Annotated in this window: 18 protein-coding genes; 7 read left to right on the top strand and 11 right to left on the bottom strand. The window is 65.1% G+C overall.

The window, feature by feature from the left end; all coding sequences use genetic code 11:
• Window positions 1-10 precede the first annotated feature (10 nt).
• Both KVT37_RS09760 and KVT37_RS09755 read right to left on the bottom strand, forming a co-directional pair.
• Complete coding sequence (locus KVT37_RS09760; RefSeq protein ID WP_254633910.1) at window positions 11-862, bottom strand: hypothetical protein; 852 nt, start codon at window positions 860-862, stop codon at window positions 11-13.
• A 121-nt stretch (window positions 863-983) separates the two neighbouring features.
• Window positions 984-1,850: a hypothetical protein gene (locus tag KVT37_RS09755; protein ID WP_217572149.1), complete on the bottom strand. Its 867-nt coding sequence runs from the start codon at window positions 1,848-1,850 to the stop codon at window positions 984-986.
• A gap of 361 nt (window positions 1,851-2,211) precedes the next feature.
• Between KVT37_RS09755 and KVT37_RS09750 the strand changes: the two genes are divergently transcribed.
• The 5 genes from KVT37_RS09750 to KVT37_RS09730 all read left to right on the top strand — a co-directional run bounded on the left by KVT37_RS09750 (window position 2,212) and on the right by KVT37_RS09730 (window position 13,251).
• Entirely contained in the window at window positions 2,212-4,014 is a 1,803-nt protein-coding gene (locus KVT37_RS09750; protein ID WP_254633932.1) for a ShlB/FhaC/HecB family hemolysin secretion/activation protein, read from the top strand.
• 8 nt (window positions 4,015-4,022) lie between these two features.
• The gene (locus KVT37_RS09745) at window positions 4,023-10,658 is read left to right on the top strand and encodes an MBG domain-containing protein (RefSeq protein WP_217572145.1); all 6,636 of its coding nucleotides are present in this window, start codon (window positions 4,023-4,025) and stop codon (window positions 10,656-10,658) included.
• 96 nt (window positions 10,659-10,754) lie between these two features.
• Complete coding sequence (locus tag KVT37_RS09740; protein ID WP_217572143.1) at window positions 10,755-11,588, top strand: GNAT family N-acetyltransferase; 834 nt, start codon at window positions 10,755-10,757, stop codon at window positions 11,586-11,588.
• Window positions 11,589-11,702: 114 nt separating this feature from the next.
• Window positions 11,703-12,473, top strand: coding sequence for an SDR family NAD(P)-dependent oxidoreductase (locus KVT37_RS09735; protein ID WP_217572141.1), 771 nt, complete (start codon window positions 11,703-11,705; stop codon window positions 12,471-12,473).
• A 22-nt stretch (window positions 12,474-12,495) separates the two neighbouring features.
• Window positions 12,496-13,251, top strand: a complete 756-nt coding sequence (locus KVT37_RS09730; RefSeq protein ID WP_308642596.1) for an SDR family NAD(P)-dependent oxidoreductase — start codon at window positions 12,496-12,498, stop codon at window positions 13,249-13,251.
• 75 nt (window positions 13,252-13,326) lie between these two features.
• Here KVT37_RS09730 and KVT37_RS09725 read toward each other — a convergent pair whose 3' ends face one another.
• The 5 genes from KVT37_RS09725 to KVT37_RS09705 are packed head-to-tail and all read right to left on the bottom strand — an operon-like array spanning window position 13,327 to window position 15,603.
• Complete coding sequence (locus tag KVT37_RS09725) at window positions 13,327-14,034, bottom strand: cytochrome c biogenesis CcdA family protein (RefSeq protein WP_217572137.1); 708 nt, start codon at window positions 14,032-14,034, stop codon at window positions 13,327-13,329.
• Between the two features lies 1 nt (window position 14,035).
• Complete coding sequence (locus KVT37_RS09720) at window positions 14,036-14,425, bottom strand: thioredoxin family protein (RefSeq protein ID WP_217572135.1); 390 nt, start codon at window positions 14,423-14,425, stop codon at window positions 14,036-14,038.
• 1 nt (window position 14,426) lies between these two features.
• A complete protein-coding gene (locus KVT37_RS09715; RefSeq protein WP_254633909.1) occupies window positions 14,427-14,813 on the bottom strand; it encodes a hypothetical protein in 387 nt (128 codons plus the stop codon).
• On the bottom strand, window positions 14,813-15,037 hold the full coding sequence (locus KVT37_RS09710) for a hypothetical protein (RefSeq protein WP_217572133.1): 225 nt from the start codon (window positions 15,035-15,037) through the stop codon (window positions 14,813-14,815). Before KVT37_RS09710 ends, KVT37_RS09715 begins: the two co-directional genes overlap by 1 nt.
• Complete coding sequence (locus tag KVT37_RS09705) at window positions 15,034-15,603, bottom strand: hypothetical protein (protein WP_217572131.1); 570 nt, start codon at window positions 15,601-15,603, stop codon at window positions 15,034-15,036. The genes KVT37_RS09710 and KVT37_RS09705 overlap by 4 nt, the downstream gene beginning before the upstream one ends.
• 74 nt (window positions 15,604-15,677) lie before the next feature.
• Between KVT37_RS09705 and KVT37_RS09700 the strand changes: the two genes are divergently transcribed.
• Window positions 15,678-16,121, top strand: coding sequence for a helix-turn-helix domain-containing protein (locus KVT37_RS09700; RefSeq protein WP_217572129.1), 444 nt, complete (start codon window positions 15,678-15,680; stop codon window positions 16,119-16,121).
• A 170-nt stretch (window positions 16,122-16,291) separates the two neighbouring features.
• Here KVT37_RS09700 and KVT37_RS09695 read toward each other — a convergent pair whose 3' ends face one another.
• Window positions 16,292-16,873 carry a cation transporter gene (locus KVT37_RS09695; RefSeq protein WP_217572127.1) on the bottom strand — a complete coding sequence of 194 codons (582 nt, stop codon included), beginning with the start codon at window positions 16,871-16,873 and terminating at the stop codon, window positions 16,292-16,294.
• Between the two features lie 284 nt (window positions 16,874-17,157).
• Between KVT37_RS09695 and KVT37_RS09690 the strand changes: the two genes are divergently transcribed.
• On the top strand, window positions 17,158-18,456 hold the full coding sequence (locus KVT37_RS09690; protein ID WP_217572125.1) for an RsmB/NOP family class I SAM-dependent RNA methyltransferase: 1,299 nt from the start codon (window positions 17,158-17,160) through the stop codon (window positions 18,454-18,456).
• A gap of 13 nt (window positions 18,457-18,469) precedes the next feature.
• Here the strand turns inward: KVT37_RS09690 and KVT37_RS09685 are convergent, their stop codons facing one another.
• From KVT37_RS09685 to KVT37_RS09675, 3 genes are all read right to left on the bottom strand, one after another.
• On the bottom strand, window positions 18,470-20,503 hold the full coding sequence (locus KVT37_RS09685) for a YgiQ family radical SAM protein (RefSeq protein ID WP_217572123.1): 2,034 nt from the start codon (window positions 20,501-20,503) through the stop codon (window positions 18,470-18,472).
• A 51-nt stretch (window positions 20,504-20,554) separates the two neighbouring features.
• Complete coding sequence (locus KVT37_RS09680) at window positions 20,555-21,265, bottom strand: alpha/beta hydrolase (protein WP_306796759.1); 711 nt, start codon at window positions 21,263-21,265, stop codon at window positions 20,555-20,557.
• A 110-nt stretch (window positions 21,266-21,375) separates the two neighbouring features.
• Entirely contained in the window at window positions 21,376-22,863 is a 1,488-nt protein-coding gene (locus KVT37_RS09675; RefSeq protein WP_217572118.1) for an NAD-dependent succinate-semialdehyde dehydrogenase, read from the bottom strand.
• Window positions 22,864-22,868 lie beyond the last annotated feature (5 nt).

Below are 22,868 nucleotides of genomic sequence, written 5' to 3'. Positions count from 1 at the left end.
CAAAAGACGCTCAGCTGGCCGTCATGCTGGCGGCGAAGGCAGCGTCGATGATGGCGAGCTTGACCGCCTGCGCGGTGACGTATTCGCCGTAGAATTCCTTCGAGATCCACATCACGGAATGGCCGCGTTGCCCGAGCCAGCCGACGCTGCCGAGCGTCTCGGCGTCGCGCAGTTTGCGCGCAAGGTGGGTGCGCGACAGCTTCAGCCATCTGGCGAAATCGCCGATCGACAGCACGCCGGTGGGGATGCGCTCCTGGCCGGCATTTTGAGGGTCGACGCCGGAGATAAGCCAGTCCATGACGACGCCGCCATTGTTGAGCCAGGTGAACAGCGAAAAAGTCTGTTGCGGTTCGCGCACCGGCACCGAGGAAATCAGGCCGTCCGCGATCAGCGGCTGCAACCTGGCCAGCATCTGCGGCCTTGCCTGAAATGTTTCCAGCCGGTTCGCGCCGTCAAGCGCATCCAGCGTGCTCAGATGTATGTGAATCCAGCCGATCAACGGCTCCAAGGTCATGGCGGGCAGGTGCAGGGGACGAATGCGGCCGTCATCGCTCGCCGGCCCGACCTCGATGAAATTATAGTGCTGCATTTCCTTGATGAAGGCGTGGGCGGTGTTTCGGCTTGCCACCGCGTGCTGAACGGTGACGTCGACAAAACGCGCTGCCGTCATTTCTTTCCGGTAGTCGCTGGGGTCTCTGCGGAAATGCAGGGCAAGACCGATATGAGCCATCAGCCAGCGTTGCTGGGTGGCAAAGACCGAGGATGCCCGCGGGTTTTTCTCATAAGCCTGCTGCATCGCGAGAGCTTGCGCGCGCACGCAAACGGGCAATGCCGGGTGACCGGCAATGTCTTCGTAGGTCAACGCACCCTCCCAGCTTCCACCCAAAGATGCTGTAGTCTCGCAAGTCGCGGGATAGCAGTTTTGGCCGGCGCCCGCCAGCGTGAGGGCCGGTTTCGCGCGAGGTTGCGCCGAGTTCTTGTGGTCAGCGCCCGTGCGGAGCCGAGATGCAGGCTTCGAAAGCCGCGTCGACGACGGCCAGCTTGGCGGCCTGGACGGCTATGTACTCGTCGAAGAAGGACCTTGAAACCCACATCACGGAATGGCCGCGCTGGCCGACCCAGCCGATGCTGCCGAGCGCCTCGGCATCATGGAGCTTCCGCGCCAGATGGGTGCGCGACAGCTTCAGCCAGTGCGCGAACTCACTGACCGATATGACGCCGGTCGGTATTCTGTCGAGATGGACGTCGTCGGGATCGATGCCGGACATCAGCCAATCCATGACGATGCCGCCGTTGTTTAGCCAGATAAACAACGAGAAAGTCTCTCCGGGCTCCCGCACGCCCTCGCTGGCCAGCAATCCGTCGGCAATCAGCGGCTGCAGGATGGGCAGCATCTCGGGTCGCCCGAGGAAGGTTTCCAGCCGGTTTGCGCCATCTATGTGGTCGAGCGTTCTCAGATGCGCATAGATCCAGCCGGTGAAGGTCTGGATGGTGCCCTCCGTGACCCGCATGGGATGGGCGCGGCCGTCGCCGCTGGCCGATATGTATTCGGCGATGTTGTAGTGCAGCATCTCCTTGACGAAGGCTTCGGCGGTGTTGCGGCTGGCCACGGAATTGCGGCGCACGACCTCGATGAAACGCGCCATCGTCATTTCGGTGCGGCGGTCGTTGGGATCGCGCCGGAAATGCAGAGCCAGGCCGACATGAGCGAGAAGCCAGCGCTGCTGAGTGGCGAAGACGGCGGCCAGCCGCGGGGTCGTTTCGTAGACATGGATGAGCGCGCGCGACTGTTCCTGCACACTGCGAAGCGCTGCTGGATGACGGGTGATCTCTGCGGCACTCAGCGGCATTTCCTGCGGTACTCCATGCGATTCCAAGCAACGACAAATGAAGATTCCCAGTCTTCGCCGGTTGTGTCCAGTTGCCCTTTGGAACAACGCCCGATCGGGCGCGATCGGGCGTCCATTCGTTGCTAACTCTTTGCATCGGTTCGCAAAACCCGTCCCAATAATAGTCCGGTCCGCAGCCCTGCGTCGAATTGACGAGTCCCGCCGGGCGGGCATAGGGTTCGCGCCATCGGGGCTGCGGGGAGCGCCTTCCCGGGAAAAGAAGAAACAAGGACAGGGTCTGGCGCCCGATGCGCGGCATCGGCGGTGGCAACGCTTTGCGCCCGGATCTCCGTCCCGGATCAAGAGTGACTGCGTGAGCCATATGGGCGGAACCGGCTTCGACGCCGATGAAAACCGCGACATCCGACAGGGCGCCCGGCCCCGGCCTGGCGCCGCCGGATGGCATGGCCGCGTCAAGATGGCGCTTGCTGCGGCTTCGGCCTGCCTTTGGCTTTCAGCCGGCGCCTTTGCCCAGACCGCGAGCCAGATCACTCCGCCTACCTTTCGGCCACCACCCGGGCCGGACACGGCAGGTGTCTCCATTCCCGAGAGCAAGGGGCTGGAGGCACCCGCCGGCGCCGAGAAGCTCAAAGTCAAGCTCACCGGGGTGCATATTGGGGGCGGCCTTGCCGATATGACGGATGCGACGCGCAAGGTCACCGCCGGCCTTTCCCGCCGCACCGTCACGGCGGCCGAGATCTTCGCCGCGGCGCGCCAGCTGGAAGCCGAATACGCGCACGCCGGCTACGTGCTGGTGCGGGTCGTTTTGCCGCCGCAGAAACTGACCGACGGCGCGACGTTGCGGCTGGTCGTCGTCGACGGCTTCCTCGAAAAGATCGACACCGGCAATCTGCCGGAACGGATAAGGGACAGGGTAGAGGCGACGCTGGCGCCCCTGGTCGGGCAAAAAGGCATCAAGCTCTCCGCAATCGAACGCAAGCTGCTGCTGGCCGGCGACACGCCGGGCGCCAGGCTGCGCTCGACACTCAAGGCGGGCTCGGCCAGGGGCGCCAGCGTGCTTGTCATCGACGGCAAATACCGGCCGATCGGCGGGCAGGTCGGCGTCGACAATTCGCTGTCGCCTTCGCTGCAGCGCTGGTCGACCGGCGTCGGCATCGATTTCAATTCGCTACTCGGCCTCGGTGAACTCGTCTATTTGCGCGCCGGCGGATATCCCAATGGCGGCGACCAGGGCCTGTTCAGCGAGGATCCGCGCAACCGCAACTATGCCGCCGGCATCGTTCTGCCGATCGGCTATGACGGGCTGACGCTCAATCTGGAAGCCAGCCGCACCCGCGCCAATCCGAATGCCGAGCCGGGTTCATTGGGTTTCGGCAGCGAATTCGAACGCTATTCGGCAAGCCTGCGCTATCCCTGGATCCGCAGCCGCGCGCTGACGGTCAGCAGCGAGCTCTCCTTCGACGCGCAGAGCGACCGCCTCAACGCCGTCACGCCGATTTCGCTGCCGATCGCCGAGGACCGGCTGCGCATCATCCGCTTCGGCACCGACGCCACCTGGTTCACGCCGCTCGGCGGCGTCTTCGTCGGCAATGTCACCGCATCCTTCGGCATCGACGGCCTCGGCGCGCGCGCGGCCACCGATGCCACGCCGCTCCTGCCGCTGTCGCGCCAGGGCGCGGATGCCGAATTCCAGAAGCTGGAGGTTTCGGCAAGCTACAGCCAGCCGCTGGCGGACCATCTCGGCGTTGATCTCTACGCTCGTGCGCAGACCTCGTTCGGCAAGCCGCTCTTGCAGTCCGAGCAGATCGGCCTGACCGGCGCGACCGGCCTGTCGAGTTTCGATGCAGGCGCCCTGCAGGGCGATGCCGGCTACGTGGTTCGCGGTGAATTGTCCTCGCCCTGGTATCTCCCCTTCACCGGCGGCGTGATCCAGCTTTCGCCTTATGTCTTCGGTGCTGTCGGCGAGGTCCGCCTCGAAATGCCGACGGCGCTGGAGAGCGCCAGCATCGTTGGCGCTTCCTACGGGCTTGGCATCAAGCTCTGTACTGCGTTCGCGAGCGACCCCACCAACACCAGCCTGACGCTCGAATGGGGTCGCCAGCACCCTGACGATCAACGATCCGACAGCGACCGTTTCTCGCTGAGCGGCGCCATCCAATTCTAGGTCCGGCCATGCGCAACGCCTTCCCAATCCTTCCGACCGTGAACCTGCCGCTGACGGCACTGCTGCTGGCCTCGACGGCGCTTGTCGGCTTCACCTCGGCCAGGGCGCAGGAACTGCCGACCGGCGGCAGTGTGGCGTCCGGCGGCGTGACCATCTCCAAGCCGTCGGCCTCGCAGCTTGCGATCAAGCAGTCGACCAACTCGGCCATCGTCAACTGGCAGAGTTTCTCGATCGGCGCCGGCGCGACCGTCAACATCGACCAGCCGAATTCCTCGTCGGTGATGCTGAACCGGGTGACCGGCAACACCAGGTCGACCATCGCCGGCCAGCTCAACGCCAACGGCCAGGTGTTCCTGGTCAACCCGAACGGCATCGCCATCTCCAAGACCGGCAAGGTGAGCGCGGCCGGCTTTGTCGGCTCCTCGCTCGACATCGACGATGAGGATTTCAAGGCCGGCAAGCTGAAGTTCAAGGGCAAGGGCGCCTCCGCCGCCGTCTCGAACGAAGGCTCCGTCTCGATCGGCAGCGGCGGCTATGCGGCTTTGATCGGCGGCAGCGTCGACAATTCGGGCACGATCAGCGTGCCGCTCGGCAAGGTCGGGCTGGGCTCGGGCGAGGAGGCGGCGCTCGATCTTTCCGGCGACGGCTTCCTGCAGGTTGCCGTGCCGACCAAGGCCGACGGTTCCGGCGCGCTGGTTGGCAATTCCGGCGTGATCAGCGCCGATGGCGGCCGCGTCGAGATCAAGGCCGCCGCGGCCAAGGAGGCCGCGCGGCAGGCCGTCAACATGTCCGGGCTTGTCGAGGCCCGCACCGTCTCCGGCCAGTCCGGCGAGATCGTGCTCGGCGGCGATCAGGGCGAGGTCGAGATCTCGGGCAAGCTCGATGCTTCGGCAAGGGTCGGCGGCAGGGGCGGCAAAGTCGCGGTCACCGGCCGCAAGCTGAAGCTCAAGGGGGCGACCGTCGATGCCTCGGGCAAGGAGGGCGGCGGCGCGGTCAGGATCGGCGGCGACAAGCAGGGCTCGGGTACGCTGCAGCGGGCCCAGACCACGGAGATCGACAAGGACACGACGATCAATGCCGACGCAACCGGCGCCGGCGCCGGCGGCACCGTCATCGTCTGGTCGGACGCGCAAACAAATTTTGCCGGCAAGATTTCTGCCCGCGGTGGCGACGAGGGCGGCAATGGCGGCTTCGTCGAGGTGTCGGGCAAACAGCAGCTCGGCTTCACCGGCTCGGCCGATCTGCGCGCCCGTTTCGGCGATACCGGCGAGCTTCTGCTCGATCCCTACAACGTCACCATCTCGAATGACGTCGATACCGGCGGCTTCTCCGCCGGCTCCAATGACAGCGTCATCAATGTCACCACGCTGCAAAACCAGCTGGCGCTTGCCAATGTAACGATTTCGACCGGCAGCGGCGGCTCGCAGGCTGGCGACATCACGATCGCGGCGCCGATCGCCTGGAGCGCCAACACGCTGACGCTCGACGCCTATCACTCGATCGTCTTCAACGCCGGCGCCACGATCGGCGGTGTCGGCGGACTGACGCTTGTCACCAATCATGGCGGCACCGGCGGCGTCATGTCCTATGCGCTTGGCGCCTCGGTGACCTTTACCGGCACGCAAGGGGCGCAGGCGCTGTCGATCAACGGGCAGAGCTACACGCTGATCTACGACGTCAACGGCTTGCAGGCGATCAACAATGGCCTCGGCGGCCGCTATGCGCTCGCCAACACCATCGACGCCAGCGCCACCTACAACTGGAACGGCGTCAAGGGCTTCATACCGCTCGGCACCGACGGCAACACCAACATCCTCAACGGTGGCAACGGCTTCAACGGCACGTTCGACGGTCTCGGCAACACCATCGACAATCTGCGGTCGACACCAGGCGGCGCCAACTACGCCGGCCTGTTCGGCTATATCGGCGGTGGGGGCGCGGTGCGCAATGTCGGGCTTGTCGATGCCTCCGTCATGGCTTCCTACGAAACGGGCGCCATCGCCGGCTGGAACAAGGGATCCATCTCCGGCGTGTGGGCAAGCGGGCAGATCCATGGCGCCGGCTCCACAGGCGGACTGGTTGGCCAGAACGACGGCTCGATCACCCGATCGTTCTCGACGGTGGGGGTAAATGCGCGTGACGATAACTCCGTTGGCGGGCTCGTCGGCTCCAACACGTCGAGTGGGACGATCAGCCAGTCTTACGCGTATGGCTGGGTTCTTGGTTCACGCTTCGTCGGCGGGCTTGTGGGATTGAACCTGGGATCGATCAGCGACGCGTATTCGACCGGGCCAGCCAGCGGGGTCCTGGGAGCTCTGGAGGTGGGCGGATTGGTGGGGCTGAACTACGGCACCGTCACCAATGGCGCCTTCGACATGACGACGTCGGGCTTGAGCAACGCCTTTGGCAGCGGCAGCAACGCGGGCAGCGTAATCGGTCTTACCACCGCCGACTTCCAGAATGGCACCGCCAACGGTTTGAGCGCTGCCTTCGGCGGGGGCTCGGGCGGCCTCTATCCCTATCTGAAGAGTTTCTATCCGAACGGCGTGCAGGCGATCTCCGGCATCGCCTACAAGGATAGCGGCACCACGCCGCTCTCGTCAGATACCCGCCAGCCCTACTATGTGAAGAATCCCGGACTTGTTACGGCCGTCGCCAACGGCGTCGACCTCGGCACGGTATCCACCGGCGTCAACGGCTACTACTATATCGCGACGCCGACCGGCGCGATCGGCAGCAGCGTGCTGGTCTATACGGTGCAGGATGGCGGCCCCGATGCTTCCGGCGCGCAGAACGCGGTGACGCTGCGCACAGGCCTGTCAGGCGGCAATGTCTCCAATCTCAATGTCTACGGCAACTGGCGTCTCGATGAGGTCGACGCCTCGATCACGTCGCTTTCGGCGCTGCAGGACGTTGCCGCGACGACCGTCGGGTCGACCTATGTCGGCAGCCTGTCCTTCGCCAATTGGCAGATCGAGACGGCGGCGACCACCTTCGCGCTCGACCAGGCGATATCGATCGGCGGCGGCACGCTGGCTTTGTCGTCGAACGGCACCGTCACGCAGACAAGCGGCAGCCTAAGCGCGGGCTCGCTATGGCTTGGCGGCACAGGCGATTTCAACCTGACCAATGCCGGCAACCAGGTCGGCACGGTCGCCGTCAATGCCGGATCGGTCAACCTGGCGGATCTCGGCGGGCTCGTCATCGGCAGCGCCGGCAGCGCACGCGGCGTGACGACGACCGGGGCCAACACGATGGGGCAAGTCCAGCTGCAGACGACCGGCGACCTGACGATCGCCGCGAGCGCCACGGTCAGCGGAACCGATCCGGTGCTGGCGGCAGGCGGCAAGTTCATCAACAATCGCGGCAGCGATGCCGTCACCGCCACCAGCGGGCGCTGGCTGGTCTATGCGGCAGCACCGACCGGCAACACATTCGGCAATCTCAACAGCGGCAACACCGCGATCTGGAACACCGCGGCCGGCGGCGCCGTGAGCGCCACGGGCAATCGCTATGTCTTTGCCTACCAGCCGACGCTGACCTTCACCTCGCAAAATGCTTCGAAGACCTATGGCGACGCCGCCATGCCGGCGTTGACCTACACGGTGTCGGGCTATCAGGCGGGGGTGGCCAACGCCTATCTCGGCGACAGCGCCGGCAACACTTTCACCGGCGCGCCGTCGCTCTCCACGCCAAATACGCTTGCCACCCAGCAACTCGGCGCCGGGACTTACACGATTACCGTCGGCGCCGGCGATATCACTGTCCTGAACGGCTATGGGCTCGCCTTCGACAGCGCCGGGCGGTTCACCGTGGCCAGGCGCGCGGTGACGGTCACGGCCGATGCCGATCAGCACAAGACCTATGGCGACGCGGATCCCGCATTCACCTATTCGGTCTCGGACCTCGGCAGCGGCGTCGCGCTGGTCGGTTCGCTCGACCGCGCCGCCGGCGAGGACGCCGGCACCTACGCCATCGGCCAGGGCACGATGACCAATGCCAACAATTCGAACTACGACATCACCTATGCCGGCGCCGATTTCACCATCGGCAAGCGCGCGATCACCGTCACCGTCGATCCGGGCCAGGGCAAGGTCTATGGCGACAGCGATCCGGCGGCCTACACCTATACCGCTTCCAATCTCGGCGGCTTGACGCTGACCGGCAGCCTCGACCGGGAGGCCGGCGAGGACGCCGGCACCTATGCCATCGGACTGGGCACGCTGGACGTGCCCAGTTCCAACTACGACGTCACGTTCGTCGGTGCCGATTTCACCATCGGCAAGCGTGCCGTGACCGTCACGGTCGATGCCGGCCAGCACAAAAGCTACGGCGATGCCGATCCGTCGTCCTACGATTACTCCCACAGCGACCTGGGCAATGGCGCTGCGCTGGTCGGCGACCTCGACCGCGTCGCCGGTGAGAATGCCGGTCACTATGCCGTCGGACGAGGCACGCTGACGGACGCGGCGAATTCGAACTACGACATCACTTTTGTCGGCTCGGACTTCGACATCGACAGGCGGGCGGTGACGGTCACCGTCGATGCCGGTCAGCACAAGACCTACGGCGATGCCGATCCGTCATCTTACGGCTACACCTACACCGATCTCGGCAGTGGCGTCGCGCTGGTCGGCGCGCTCGATCGCGAGGCTGGCGAGAACGCCGGCAGCTACGCCATCGGCAGGGGCACGCTGAGCGATGCCAACAATTCCAACTACGACATCACCTTCGTCGGTTCGGATTTCGACATCGGCAAGCGGGCGGTGACAATCACCGCGAACACCGGCCAGCACAAGACCTATGGCGATGCCGACCCGACGCTCGGCTACAGTTTCTCCGATCTCGGCAGTGGCGTGGCGCTTGTCGGCGCGCTCGATCGCGAGGCTGGCGAGAATGTCGGCAGCTATGCCATCGGGCAAGGCACACTGACCGATGCCAACAATTCCAACTACGAGATCAGCTTCGTCGGATCGGATTTCGATATCGGCAAACGCGCCGTCACCGTCACCGCCACCGCGAACCAGCACAAAAGCTATGGCGATACCGATCCCACACTCGGCTTTAGCTTCTCCGATCTCGGCAGCGGCGTCGCTTTGGTAGGTTCGCTCGATCGCGAGGCAGGCGAGAATGTCGGCAGCTATGCCATCGGGCAGGGCACTCTGACCAACGCCAACAATTCCAACTACGATATCACTTTCGCAGGTTCGGATTTCGACATCGGCAAGCGGGCGGTGACGGTCACGGCCACGTCCGGCCAGGGCAAGACCTATGGCAATGCCGACCCGTCGTCCTACGGCTTCACCTACAGCTCTCTCGGCAATGGCATGGCGCTGGTCGGCGCGCTCGATCGGGTCGCCGGCGAGAGCGCCGGCAGTTACGCCATCGGCCAAGGCAGCCTGACCGATGCCAACAATTCCAACTACGACATCACTTTCGTCGGTTCGGATTTCGACATCGGCAAGCGGGCGGTGACGGTCACGGCCACGTTGGGCCAGGGCAAGACCTATGGCGATGCCAATCCGTCATCCTACGGCTATACCTATAGCGATCTCGGCAGCGGCGTCGCCCTGGTCGGCGCGCTCGATCGCGCGGCCGGCGAGAACGCCGGCAGCTACGCCATCGGCCGGGGTTCGCTGACCGATGCCAACAATTCCAACTACGACATCACTTTCGTGAGTTCGGATTTCGACATCGGCAAGCGGGCGGTGACGGTCACGGCCACGTCCGGCCAGGCCAAGACCTATGGCAATGCCGATCCGTCATCCTACGGCTACAGCTATGGCGATCTCGGCAGCGGCGCGGCCCTCGTCGGTGCTCTCGATCGCGGCGCGGGCGAGAATGTCGGCAGTTACGCCATCGGCCAGGGCACGCTGACCAACGCCAACAATTCCAACTACGACATCACCTTCGTGGGTGCCGCCTTCGACATCGGCAAACGCGCGGTGACCGTCACCGCCAATGCCAACCAGGGCAAGATCTACGGCAACGCCGATCCTTTGTCCTACAGCTACACCCACAGCGATCTTGGCAGCGGCGTTGCGCTGGTCGGCGCGCTCGACCGCGTGGCGGGTGAAAATGCCGGCAGCTACGCGATCGGCCAGGGCACCCTTACGGATGCCAACAATTCGAACTATGACATCACTTTCGCCGGCGCCGACTTCAGCATCGCCAGGCGGGCGATCACCGTCACGGCCGACGCCAAGAGCCGGGCGCAGGGCGAGGTCAATCCGCCGCTGACCTATTCGATCGGCGGGCTCGGCCTGGCTGGCGGCGACACTCTCGCCGGCGCGCTTTCGACCGGCGCGACCACGTCGAGCGCGCCCGGCACCTACGCCATCGAGCAAGGCAGCCTCAGCGCCTCGGCGAATTACGACCTGACCTATGTCGGCGCCAATCTGGTGGTGCAGCCGAGCGCCGTCACAGCCACGACCGATACGGCCAGCGTCGTCGCTTATAATTCCGTGGCGCATGGCGGCGGTGCCCCGCTGCCGATCCTGTTCCCAGGGGCCGTCCCCGGCGCCGATCCGCAAACGATCGTCGAGGATCCACGCTTCGACGAAGCCGCGTTCTGCCGGGCCATGGGGGCGATTTCCGCCGTGTGCGTGGTGGCGTCGGCCGAACAGGCCGGCGCCGGTCAATAGGAAGCTCTCTCCCAGGGCTTTGCAGTCTGCTGGCGGCGGCCTATCCTGACGGCTCGAGGTTCCTTGCCAAGTGCTGCCATCAGCCCGAATGAGACGATGCCAAGAACGATCCGGACACTGACGGCCAGCGAGGTCGAAACGCTTGTCGACTGGGCGGCGTCGGAGGGGTGGAATCCCGGGCTCGGTGACGCCGCCGCTTTGCGGATTGCCGATCCGGAAGGGTTCATCGGCGCCTTTGTCGGCGGCGAGATGGTGGCCGGCATTTCGGCGGTCGCCTACGGCCCGGATTTCGGCTTCATCGGCCTCTATATCTGCCGGCCCGGCCGGCGCGGCGAAGGCCACGGCAAGGCGGTCTGGGACGCCGGCATGGCGCGCCTCGGCAACCGCATCATCGGTCTCGACGGTGTGGCCGAGCAGCGGGCCAACTACCAGCGCATGGGCTTCGTGCCTGCCTATGAAACCGTCCGCTACAGTGGCCGGCCCGTCGGACTGCCTGGCGGCGGCGACATACGGCCCGTGACGGCCGCCGACACGGCCCCGATATTTGCGTATGACCGCCAGTGCTTCCCGGCGCCGCGGGAAACCTTCCTTCGGGAGTGGCTGCGACAGCCAAGGATCGCGCTGCCCCTGGCTGGATCGACCGGCATTGCCGGCTACGGCGTGGCGCGCCGCTGCCGCGAAGGCTTCAAGGTCGGGCCGCTGTTCGCCGACGGGACGGAGCCGGCCCTGGCGTTGTTGGCGAGCCTCTCTGACAGGACCGGTGGCGAGGAACTGCATATCGACGTGCCGGCCGGCCAGGGCGCATTCACGGCCACGCTTCAGGCCGCCGGCATGGCTCCGGGTTTTGCGACGACACGCATGTACAAGGGCGGCAAGCCCGACAATGCGCTGTCGATGGTCTTCGGCATCACGACGCTCGAGCTGGGATGATGGCGAGCGGCCCAGGCGAAGCTGCTGAGATCATTGTTTTGTCGGGCTGATCCATGCGACATGGCCCAATGACGTGGTTGCCTTTGCCGAGCTGCGTTTCATGGAGGTTATCGCATGGCTGGCAGGACGGTTCTGATCGCTGGCGGCGCCGGGGGCATGGGCCTGGCGACCGGGCTGCGCTTCGCGGCTGACGGTGAGCGGATCGCGCTTGCCGATCTTCCAGGCCCCCGGCTCGACGCCGCCGTGGCGAAGATTGCCGCGACCGGCGCAGATGCGATCGGTCTGCCGCTCGATATCCGCTCCGTTGCCGCCTGCCGCGAGGTGGTGGGCAAGGCCAGGGACTGGGGCGGCGGCATGAACGTACTCGTCAACGCCGCCGGAGTCTGGCTCGAGGGACCGGCGAACGAGGTCGCGGAAGAGCAGTGGGATCTGGTGCTGGATGTCAATCTCAAGGGCGCCTTCTTCCTGATCTCGGCGGCCATTCCGCATCTGGCGGCGGCGCAAGGCGTGATCGTCAACATCGCCTCCGATGCCGGCATCGTCGGCAACAATGGGGCTTCCGTCTATTGCGCCTCGAAGGGCGGGCTGGTGCTTTTGACCAAGGCGCTCGCGCTGGAACTCGCCCCGCAAGGCATCAGGGTCAATGCCGTGTGCCCCGGCGACACGGCGACGCCGATGATCGAATACCAGGCCAGCACCTATGGCGGCGACGATCCCGACGGCTACAAGCGCCGGCTTCTGGGGCACTATCCGCAAGGCGACAGAGCAAGGTTCATCCAGGTGGAGGAGATCGCATCCTTCATCCACTATCTTTGCCAGCCGGGCGCGGCGCCGATCACCGGGGCCGCGCTTTCGATCGATTTCGGCGTCAGCGCCGGCTACTGAACCTCGTGGAGCGGAGATGATCGTGTTTGGCAAATCGCGCAGGGCGCTGGTGACCGGCGCGGGCGCCGCCGACGGCATCGGCATTGCGACGGCGCGGGCGCTGGGCGAGGCCGGTCTTTCGGTCGTCATCACCGCCTCGTCCGCGCGCGTCGAGCAACGTGCGGTGGAATTGCGGGCGGAGGGGCTCGATGTCCGCGCCTCGGTGACCGACCTGACGCTTTCAGGCGATGTCGAGCGGCTGCGCTCCGATGCCGGCGAGATCGACATTCTCGTCAACAATGCCGGGATGGGGACTGTCGCGCAGCCGGCGCTGCAGCGGCGGTTCGTCGATCTCAGCGAAAGCGACTGGGACCGCGGCATCGATGTCAGCCTGAAGACCGCGTTCTTGAGCACGCGCGGATTTCTGGCCGGCATGGTGCGGCGCGGCCATGGGCGCGTCGTCAACATGGCCTCGGTGACCGGGCCTTACGTGTCCAACGAAGGCGAGGCCGCTTATTCCGCGGCCAAGGCCGGCATGATCGGGCTGACGCACGCGCTTGCGCTTGAGGTCGGCCGCAGCGGCGTTACCGTCAACGCGGTCGCGCCGGGCTGGATCGCGACCGGCGCCTCGACGCCGGAGGAACTCGCCGCCGCCCGCAACACGCCGCTCGGCCGCGCCGGCAGCCCCGCGGAAGTCGCGGCCGCGGTGCTGTTCCTGGCATCGGACGCCGCGAGCTATGTCAACGGCGCCGTCCTCGTCGTGGATGGCGGCAACATCCTGCAGGAGCGCAAGGGCTGACCCCGCGATCTCGGCGAGTCCGGTCGCTGCAGGGTAAGGACGAGAGGAAGATGATAGCCGTGCTGTGCGAACCGGTCACAGGCTCGTGGTGACGGCCACCAGCCAATCCGGCAATGCATGTTCAAGACTGATTTGTATTGTCCGGTCGAATCCGGAAAGCGTCATCACGCCGGCCGCGACAAGCAGCGCGCCGAGGGCCATTTTGATGCCGTTGGATGCACTGAGCATTCGACCGCGCCAACGCAGCAATGCTTCGCGGGACATCAGGGCCAGAACCAGCAGCGGCAATGACGTGCCAATGCCGAAAGCGAGCATCGTGAGAATCACGGAACCGAGGTTCTCGCCGCGCGCGGCCATGATGGAGGCCGCGCCGAGGGTCGGCCCGACACAGGGCGTCCAGACCGCGCCGAGCAGCAGCCCGACGCCGAACTGACCTGGTATGCCTGAGGTGGAGAACCCGCCAAAACGGCTTTGCGTCCAGTTGCTCACCGGGCCAGCCGCCGTCGCGAACTGCGTCTGGAAACGCGGTACGAGAAGGATAGCGCCGAACAAGACCAGCAGCACTGCGGCAGCCACGCGAAAGACCGTCATATCGAGGCCGATTGAGAACCCGACTGTTGCGACGAAGACGCCTATCGACGTGAAGGAGACCGCGACGCCGGCCGCCAGGGCCAACGGTGCCAGCCGATGTTCAGCCACCGCGCCGGTCAGAACGACTGGGAGCAAAGGCAGCACGCAGGGCGAGAGGATCGACAGAACGCCGGCAAGCAAGGCGAGCAGCATGTCAAAGCGCCTCGCGCAGCAGCGCTTCGATCACCGCCGGGTCGGTTTGCCCGGTTTGCCTGTCGACCTCCTTTCCGCCCTTGTAGACGATCATCGTGCTTTGCATCTGCACACGGTAGCGAGCCAGGATTTCCTTTTGCGTGTCGAAGTCGACATCGAACTTCTTCATGGTCTTGAAGTCCGGCGACGCCAGCAGCGCCGCCACTATCGGCTTTTGCGCCTGGCACACCTCGCACCATGGCGCCGTCACGTGGATCATCGCGGGGCCACCGGCCTTCAGCGCCTTGTCGAAGCCGGGAATGATTTCGTCGCCATTGTGGCCCATCGCCGGGCGGACAGCGGCGGTTATACAAGCAGCCGCCGAGATGATCAGAAAGTGACGACGTTGCATGTTATGCGATCTCCTTGACGTTTGAAGCGGCGAGTTCGGGGGCGAAGTGGTCGAACAAGAGGTCGGCTGCTTCGCCGGCTTCCGAGGGCGCGGTGATGGTGAGGATCACTTCGCGAGAGTTGGTCTTCAGATCAAAGGTGAGGAACGCGCAGCAGGCTTGTTCCTTGCGCATCAAATCCGTGACCTCTTCCAGCGCCTCGGACCCATAGGTGAGTTCGAGTGACAGCGGCGTGCGATCGGCGCGATGCAGCGACCGACTGGCCAACGCGCGAATACCGGCAACACGCTCCTTGAGATCTGAGGCGCCAAGAGTGCAGGCGATCGACAGGGCATCGTTCTCGGCCGCAGAGGCGCAAGATGGTCCGCAGCCGCACTCGCCTTGTGCCATCAGTGACTGAAACGTGGCGTCGGGCGCGGCCTTGCGGCGCGAGAGAAGATAAAGCCCGCCGGCGGCGACACTACTAAAGTCAGGCCAAGCTGGCCGACCAATGCCAAGCCGACGCCGCCAGCCGCGATGGCGGCGACAATCGGCGGCGCAATCAGGGGGGCGCAGCACACCGCGCAGGCCACCAGAAAGAGGCTGGCGCCTGTGGTCGCCTTGTCAATGTTCATTGGGTATCTCTCCCTGTTGCCGGATCGGCGTGGTTGGAAGCAGCCAGCCAAGCCAACACGGCCAGGACGACAACCGCAGCGTGAGCGAAGGCTGTCAGCGCTGCCAGGCTCGCCACGCTTGCGTTAGCCCGAGCGAGTTGCAGGAAGACCTCGCGGCCGTCGAGAATTGCCGCGGCACCGGCCAGCAGAATGGCCAGCGCGAGGGCCGCTCTGCCAAGCCTCAGAACGGCGGCGGCGAGCATGATCGAAACACCCACGAACCCCCATACCAGCCAGGGAGTTTCAAGATTGATGCCAAGGATCGTTTGTTCGGCGTGACTGCCCGTTTCGCCGACCTTGGCGCTGTCACCACCTTGTTTCGCAGCCGAACTCTCAGCCGCTTCATCATGGCCGCTCGTTTCTTGGGTCTCGGCGGCTTCGTCGTGCGCGGCCATGCCGGCGCTGGCGGGCTCCCGATGCCCGCTCCCTTCCATCAAGACGGCGGCGGCGAAGAGAAGCGCCGAGATCGCCAGCATCGCCGACGTCCAACGGACGAGGGCGACGCGATTTGCGAAAAAACCCATCAACAAAATCGTCCTTCCCACCAGAACGAAGATAGCGTACTCCTTCAAGTAACTTGAGGTTCAAGGAGTATTTTGCGATGAACCTTCACGTCCGCGTGTTCACCATCGGGGCGCTCGCCAAGGCTGCGGGTGTCAGCACACCCACAATCCGCTACTACGAGGAAATCGGCTTGTTGCCTCCCGCTCCTCGCACGGCCGGAGGTCAGCGCACCTATGACGACGACGATCTGGGCCGGCTGACGTTCATCAAGCAGTGCCGGGACTTCGGCTTCGGCATAGATCAGGTGCGCGTATTGCTGGAGCTATCGATCAGCACCGACCGCGACTGCGTGGAAACGCGCGACATTGCTCAGAGGCATCTTGACGAGGTGCGCCAGAAGCTAGCTGAACTGCGCTCGCTCGAACGCCGGTTGGAGGGCTTTGTCACGCGCTGCAATGCCGCCTGTGCCGGCGGTCCCGGCCAGGATTGCGTCATCTTCAAAGACATGGCCGTACCGGCCAAGGGAGGCTGCTGCGGATAAGAACCAACTGTCCCGCGAAGCCTGCTAGCTGTGGTTCCATACCGTCAGGGCCAGGATCGCAGCAAGCAACTGCCCTTAGCAGCGGCGCGACGACGCCGATGATGAAGTCAGCGGCGTCGCCTGCATCGGCTGCGGTATTCGGCCGGACATATCGGTCGAGGTCTGACGAACTAAGCCTCGGCTCGGTGTTCTTCCCGCGCCGCTATCCACACCTCGCGTGCCGCATCAGCGTTCATCGCGGCGATGCCCAGCCCCACGATCAAATCTGGCCATGCCGATTGCCACAAGAAGGCCGTCACCGCCCCGGCGACGACAATGGCGATGTTGGCAATGGCATCGTTGCGGGCGGAGAGGAAGGCAGCCTTTGTGAGGCTGCCGCTGTGATGACGGTAGGCAGCAAGCATGTAGGCGCAGGACAGATTGACGGCGAGAGCGCCAAGCCCCGCCAAACTCAAGGCGATCGGCTGCGGCGGTATGGGCTGGTTGAACTTCTCCCACGCCGTCCACAGCGTAGCCAGGCCCGGTACGAGAAGGATGAGCGCCAATGCCATTCCAACCCGGGCGCGGGAGCGCACGGACCAGCCAAGTGCGAACAGGATAAGAAGATTCACAGAAGCATCTTCCAGAAAATCGATGCTGTCGGCGAACAGCGACACTGAGCCGATGGCGAGCGCCACAGCAAACTCGATCCCGAAATAGGCGAGGTTGAGCAGCGCGACGATGAGGACGATGCGACGAAGTGCGAGGTTCACCTACTGAAAGTAGCCGACACCAGCGCGTTGTGTCACCTGCTCCGCGATTTTCTTTTGACCACCAACCGGCGCAGCCTAATGTCTGATCCCAGCGCTGAAGCTGTGCCAGCTATATCAACGGCGCCGTCCTAGTGGTGGATGGCGGCAACATCCTGCAGGAACGGAAGGGGTAACGGCGCGCGAACAATGGTCAGGAGCGGTTCTGTCGACTATAGAGGCGTTTTTTCGAGCCTGATCGCCGTTCCGTGACCCCTGCCGCCCGCCTGCAAGCCACAATCGAACTTATGCATGAAGTCGACAGCGTCGCGCGTCCCGCGGATGCTGTCGTCTCGGCCTGGTTTCGCGCCCGTCGTTACGTCGGCGACAGGGACCGTGGCCAGATCCTGGAATTGCTCTATGCGCTTCTGCGGCACCATGCGCGGCTTGGCTGGTGGCTGACCAGGCATGGGCGCGAGGACAGGCCCCGCAACCGGCTGCTCGCATGGCTTACGCTGAAGGAAGGCAAGACGCCCGACCAGATCGAGCGCCTGTTCAACGGCGCGAAATTCGCGCCTGCGGTCCTGACGGATCATGAGCACGCGCTGCTGGTCAAATTGCAGGGATGCACGCTCGACCATCCCGGCATGCCGGACGAGGTGAGGCTTGAATGCCCGTCCTGGGCGGCCGATGCGCTGCGCCGCCGTTTCAAGGAAGCGTTCGGCAACGAGATGGCCGCGCTTTTGACGCCGGCGCCGCTCGACCTGCGCGTCAATCCGATCAAGTCGACGCGCGAGGCCATGCTTGGCGCGCTGAAGGATCTTGGCTTGCGGGCGCAGCCGTCGGCCATGGCGCCTTACGGCATTCGTGTGCATGAACGCCCTTCGCTGGCCAGCCTGCCGATGCTGAAGAATGGCGAGGTCGAGATCCAGGACGAGGGCTCGCAGCTTGTCGCCATGCTGGTCGATGCCCGGCCGGGCGAGCGCGTGGTGGATTTCTGCGCCGGCGCCGGCGGCAAGACGCTGGCCATCGCGGCGCAGATGAACAACAGGGGCCACGTCGTCGCCTGCGACGTCATGGAAGGCCGCTTGAAGCGCGGCGCCGAGCGCTTCCGGCAGGCTGGTCTGCACAATATCGAAACGCGGCTCCTGGCCAGCGAAACGGATCGGTGGATCAAGCGCCACAAGGGTGGTTTCGATCGCGTGCTGGTCGATGCGCCATGCAGCGGCACCGGCACATGGCGCCGCAATCCCGATGCGCGGTGGCGCGCGCAGGAGGAACAGGGTCTGGACAATCTCGTGTCGTTGCAGGCCCGGATACTTGCGAGCGCCGCGCGTCTGGTGAAGCCCGGCGGACGGCTGGTCTACGCGACATGCTCCCTAATGCCCGAGGAGAATGAAGACCAGGTGGCCGCGTTCCTTGCGGCGCATCCCGCCTTTCGCGCCGTGCCGCTGCGCGAGGCCGCGCCGCAGCTGACGAACTCAGCCCATGCCGACTATCTGTCGCTGACGCCCGCACGCCACGACACCGACGGTTTTTTCGCGGCCGTGATGCAGCGAGAGGCTTCGCCTCCACCAAGTGGGCTGACAAAAGACAGAGCGGAGTAAGCCGTCCGGCGACTCACTTCTTTGGAAAGGGCACGCCCTTGGTGGTGAATCTCTGCCCTCTGCCGATGGGGCGCATTGGGCGCTTGGTCGCGGCGGCCTTGCCGGTGCCGGGCGGTTGGTGGGCAGGCACGAGCTGGTCGGGGCGAGGACCGATAAGGTCGGCGCGGCCCATCTCCTTCAAGGCGTCGCGCAGCAGCGGCCAATTGTCGGGATCGTGGTAGCGCAGGAAGGCCTTGTGCAGCCGGCGCTGCCGTCCACCGCGAACGGTCTCAACCTTGTCGGTCGCGCCGCGCCGCACGCCCTTCAGCGTGTTGACGCCGGTATGGTACATGGCCGTCGCCGTCGCCATGGGCGAAGGCAGGAAGGTCTGCACCTGGTCGGCGCGGTAGCGGTTCTTCTTCAGCCAGAGCGCCAAATGCAGCATGTCCTCGTCGGTCGTGCCGGGATGGGCGGCGATAAAATACGGAATGAGATAGTATTTCTTGCCGGCTTCCTTGGCGGCTGCGTCGAACATCTCCTTGAAGCGGTCATAGGTGCCGATGCCGGGCTTCATCATCTTGTCGAGCGGCCCGCGCTCGGTGTGCTCGGGCGCGATCTTGAGGTAGCCGCCGACGTGGTGGGTCACCAGTTCCTTGACATATTCGGGGCTCTTGACGGCGAGGTCGTAACGCACGCCGGAGGCGACCATCACCTTCTTGACGCCCTTGACCTCGCGCACCTTGCGGTAGAGCCGGATCAGATCGTCATGCGAGGTGTTGAGGTTGGGGCAGATGTCGGGGAACACGCAGGACGGCAGCCGGCAGGCCGCCTCGATCTTGGGATCCTTGCAGGCCATCCGGTACATGTTGGCGGTCGGACCGCCGATATCGGAGATCACGCCGGTGAAGCCCGGCGTCTTGTCGCGGATCTTCTCGATCTCGCGCAGGATCGAGCCTTCGGAGCGGTTCTGGATGATGCGGCCCTCGTGCTCGGTGATCGAGCAGAAGGTGCAGCCGCCGAAGCAGCCGCGCATCACCGTCACCGAGAACTTGATCATGTCCCAGGCCGGGATCTTGGCATCGCCATAGGACGGGTGCGGGGCGCGCGCGTAGGGCAGGTCGTAGACGGCGTCCATCTCGTCGGAGGTGAGCGGGATCGGCGGCGGGTTGAGCCACAGGTCGCGGTCGCCATGGCGCTGCACCAGCGGGCGGGCATTGCCGGGATTGGCCTCGCGGTGCAGCACGCGCGAGGCGCGGGCATAGGCGTCGCGATCGCCTTCGACCTGCTCGAAGGACGGCAGCCGGATCACCGTGTCGCCGGGCTTGCGGCTGGCGCCCTCGTCGGCGGAATCGAGATCGTCGGCATGGAGTTCGGTAAAATGCTCGGGCACGCGGCGGAACAGGGCGACGCCCCTGATGGTATCGAGCTCGCGCGGCGTGTCGCCGGCGGCGAGCCGGTTCGCCACCTCGATGACAGCGCGCTCGGCATTGCCGTAGATCAACAGGTCGGCCTTGGCGTCGGCCAGGATCGAGCGGCGCACCTTGTCGGACCAGTAGTCGTAGTGGGCAATGCGGCGCAGCGAGGCTTCGATGCCGCCCAGCACCACCGGCACGTCCTTGTAGGCCTCGCGGCAGCGCTGCGTGTAGACGATCGTGCAGCGGTCCGGCCGCTTGCCGCCTTCGCCGCCCGCCGTATAGGCGTCGTCATGGCGCAGCTTGCGGTCCGAGGTGTAGCGGTTGACCATGGAATCGAGGTTACCGCCGGTGATGCCGAAGAACAGTCTCGGCCTGCCCAGCGCCTTGAACGGCTCCGCCGACTGCCAGTCGGGCTGCGAGATGATGCCGACCCGAAAACCCTGGGATTCGAGCAGGCGGCCGATGATCGCCATGCCGAAGCTCGGATGATCGACATAGGCGTCGCCCGTGACCAGCACGATGTCGCATTCGTCCCAACCGAGCGCCGTCATCTCGGCGCGGCTCATCGGCAGGAATGGCGCCGCACGTCCGGCATGAGGCCCGCGGACGGACAGCGGCGTTATGTTTTTCTGGGCGATGGCTAGGGTTTCCATTGGCGACGTATAGGACGCCGCCAGCGCGAATTCAATGAACCTCGACTTTGGCTAGCCCAGCAGGCTGGCCATCAACAGCCCGGCCTGGGTGCCGGCCAAGCCAAGGTCGCGAACACTGCTCATGTGGTTGGCCGCCGCAAGATTGGTGCGGGAGACGACCAGCCCCTGCGTTTGCAGCCTCTCGGCGAAGGCCGCGGCCTGCCGATGGAAAGGCGGCGTTTCGTTGGCCCCGACAGCAAGCTCGACGCGCACGGACGGATCGAAATCATGGTTGATCGGAGAGAACCGCTCAACCTCCTCATCGGTGATGGCGATCTCAGGAGCGAGAAACGAACCTTGCAACGGCCTTAAATCGTAGATGCCGCCGAGCAGGAGCGCGCCTTTGATACCCGATGGCCGGCTGTCGTCGTCGAAGAGCATCGTCGCGAGGTGCGCGCCGGCCGAATGGCCGCTGACGGTCAACTTGCCGGGGTCGCCGCCGTGCGTTGCGATATGTTCACCCACCCACCGCCTGGCGCGACGTATCTGGTCGACGATCGTGGCCATCCTCACCGCCGGCATCAGCGCGTAGCCGAGGACGACCGCGATCGCTCCCGCCTTGGTCACAGTCTCGGCGACATAGGAATAATCCGCCTTGGAGAACATGCGCCAGTAGCCGCCATGGATGAAGATATGCACCGGCAGCCGATCGCGCCTGCCTTCCGGGAAAAAGAGGTCCAGGGTTTCAGCATGGCCGGCTCCATAAGCCACGTCGGCGACCATGGGGATTTTCGCCCGGGCCTCGCCGCTTCTGCGGCGGATCTCGGCTACGATGTCGTCGAATTCGGGGACGTGATCGCGCGTGCGGAATGGATCTTTCGCCATCTGTCTCATCAGATCGTCACGGCGATGTATTTCGCCTCCATGAACTCGGCTATGCCGTGCTTCTGGCCGCCCTCGCGCCCAAGCCCGCTCTGCTTGACCCCGCCGAAGGGCGCGGCAGGGTCGGACATCAAGCCGCGGTTGAGCGCGATCATGCCGGACTCGATCTTGGATGCCATGCGCATGCCTTTGGCAAGATCGCGCGTGTAGATATAGGCGGCAAGGCCATACTCGGTGTCGTTGGCCTTTGCGATGACCTCCGCCTCATCCTCGAAGCGGCTGATCGGCGCCACGGGACCGAATATCTCCTCGTGAGCCATGGCGGCATCGGCCGGCACGCCGGTCAGCACCGTGGGCGGATAAAAAAATCCTCGTCCCTCAGCGATCGCGCCGCCGCACAGAACCTTCGCGCCGCGCGCTACCGCGTCCCGTACGAGCCGGTCGATCTTGTCCACCGCCTTCCTGGTGATCATAGGCCCGCATTCGGTCTCGGAGTCCGTGCCCGGGCCGATGGCAAGCGCCGCCATGCGTTTGCGCAGGCCTTCCGCGAAGGCATCGTGGATGCCTGCCTGCACATAAAGCCTGTTGGCGGCCGTGCAGGCTTCGCCGGCATTGCGCATCTTGGCGATCATCGCGCCGTCGAGCGCCGCCTCGAGATCGGCGTCGTCGAGCACGATGAACGGCGCATTGCCGCCAAGTTCCATCGAGCAGGACATGACGTGTTTCGCCGCCTCGGCAAGAAGCACGCGGCCGATGCCGGTCGAGCCGGTGAAGGACAGCTTGCGCACCCGCGCGTCGGCCAGCATGGCCGCCGTCACCGGCCCCGGATTCGAGGTGGTGATGACGTTGACGACGCCAGGCGGCACGCCGGCTTCCTCATAGAGGGCGGCAAGCGCATAGGCGGTCAGCGGCGTCTCGCTGGCCGGCTTCAGGATGACGGTGCAGCCGGCGGCAAGCGCCGGCGCGATCTTGCGCGTGGCCATCGCCGCCGGGAAATTCCACGGCGTTATCAGCACGCAAATGCCGATGGGCTGGTAGTCGACCACGATCCGGTTCGCGCCCGACGGGGCAAGGCCGAACTCGCCGCTGATGCGAACCGCTTCCTCGGCGTTCCAACGGAAGAACTCGGCCGCGTAGGCGACTTCGCCGCGCGCGTCGCGCAGGGCCTTGCCGTTCTCCAGGGAGATCAATGCGGCCAAGGTCTCGGCGCGTTCGGTCATCAGCTCGAAGCAGCGCCTCAGGATCTCCGACCGCTTGCGCGGCGGGGTCTCGCGCCAGCGGGCAGCGGCCTCCGCCGCCGCCTCGACCGCCGCCGCGGCGTCGGCAAGCGTTGCGTCCGGAACCGCGGCGATCACCGCCTCGGTCGACGGGTCGACCACTTCGATGACGCGGCCGTCGGATGCGGGGCGCCATTTGCCGCCGATATAGAGTCCGTGCGAAAACGCGGCATATTCAGACATGTCGGCGTCCTGGTCGAATAGGTCTATCGAAATGTTCATTGGAA

The sequence above is a fragment of the Mesorhizobium sp. GbtcB19 genome, from assembly GCF_019091085.1.
Classification (GTDB): Bacteria; Pseudomonadota; Alphaproteobacteria; order Rhizobiales; family Rhizobiaceae; genus Mesorhizobium.
Note: the sequence above shows the minus strand (reverse complement) of the source record. Positions and strands in the feature narration are given on the sequence as shown.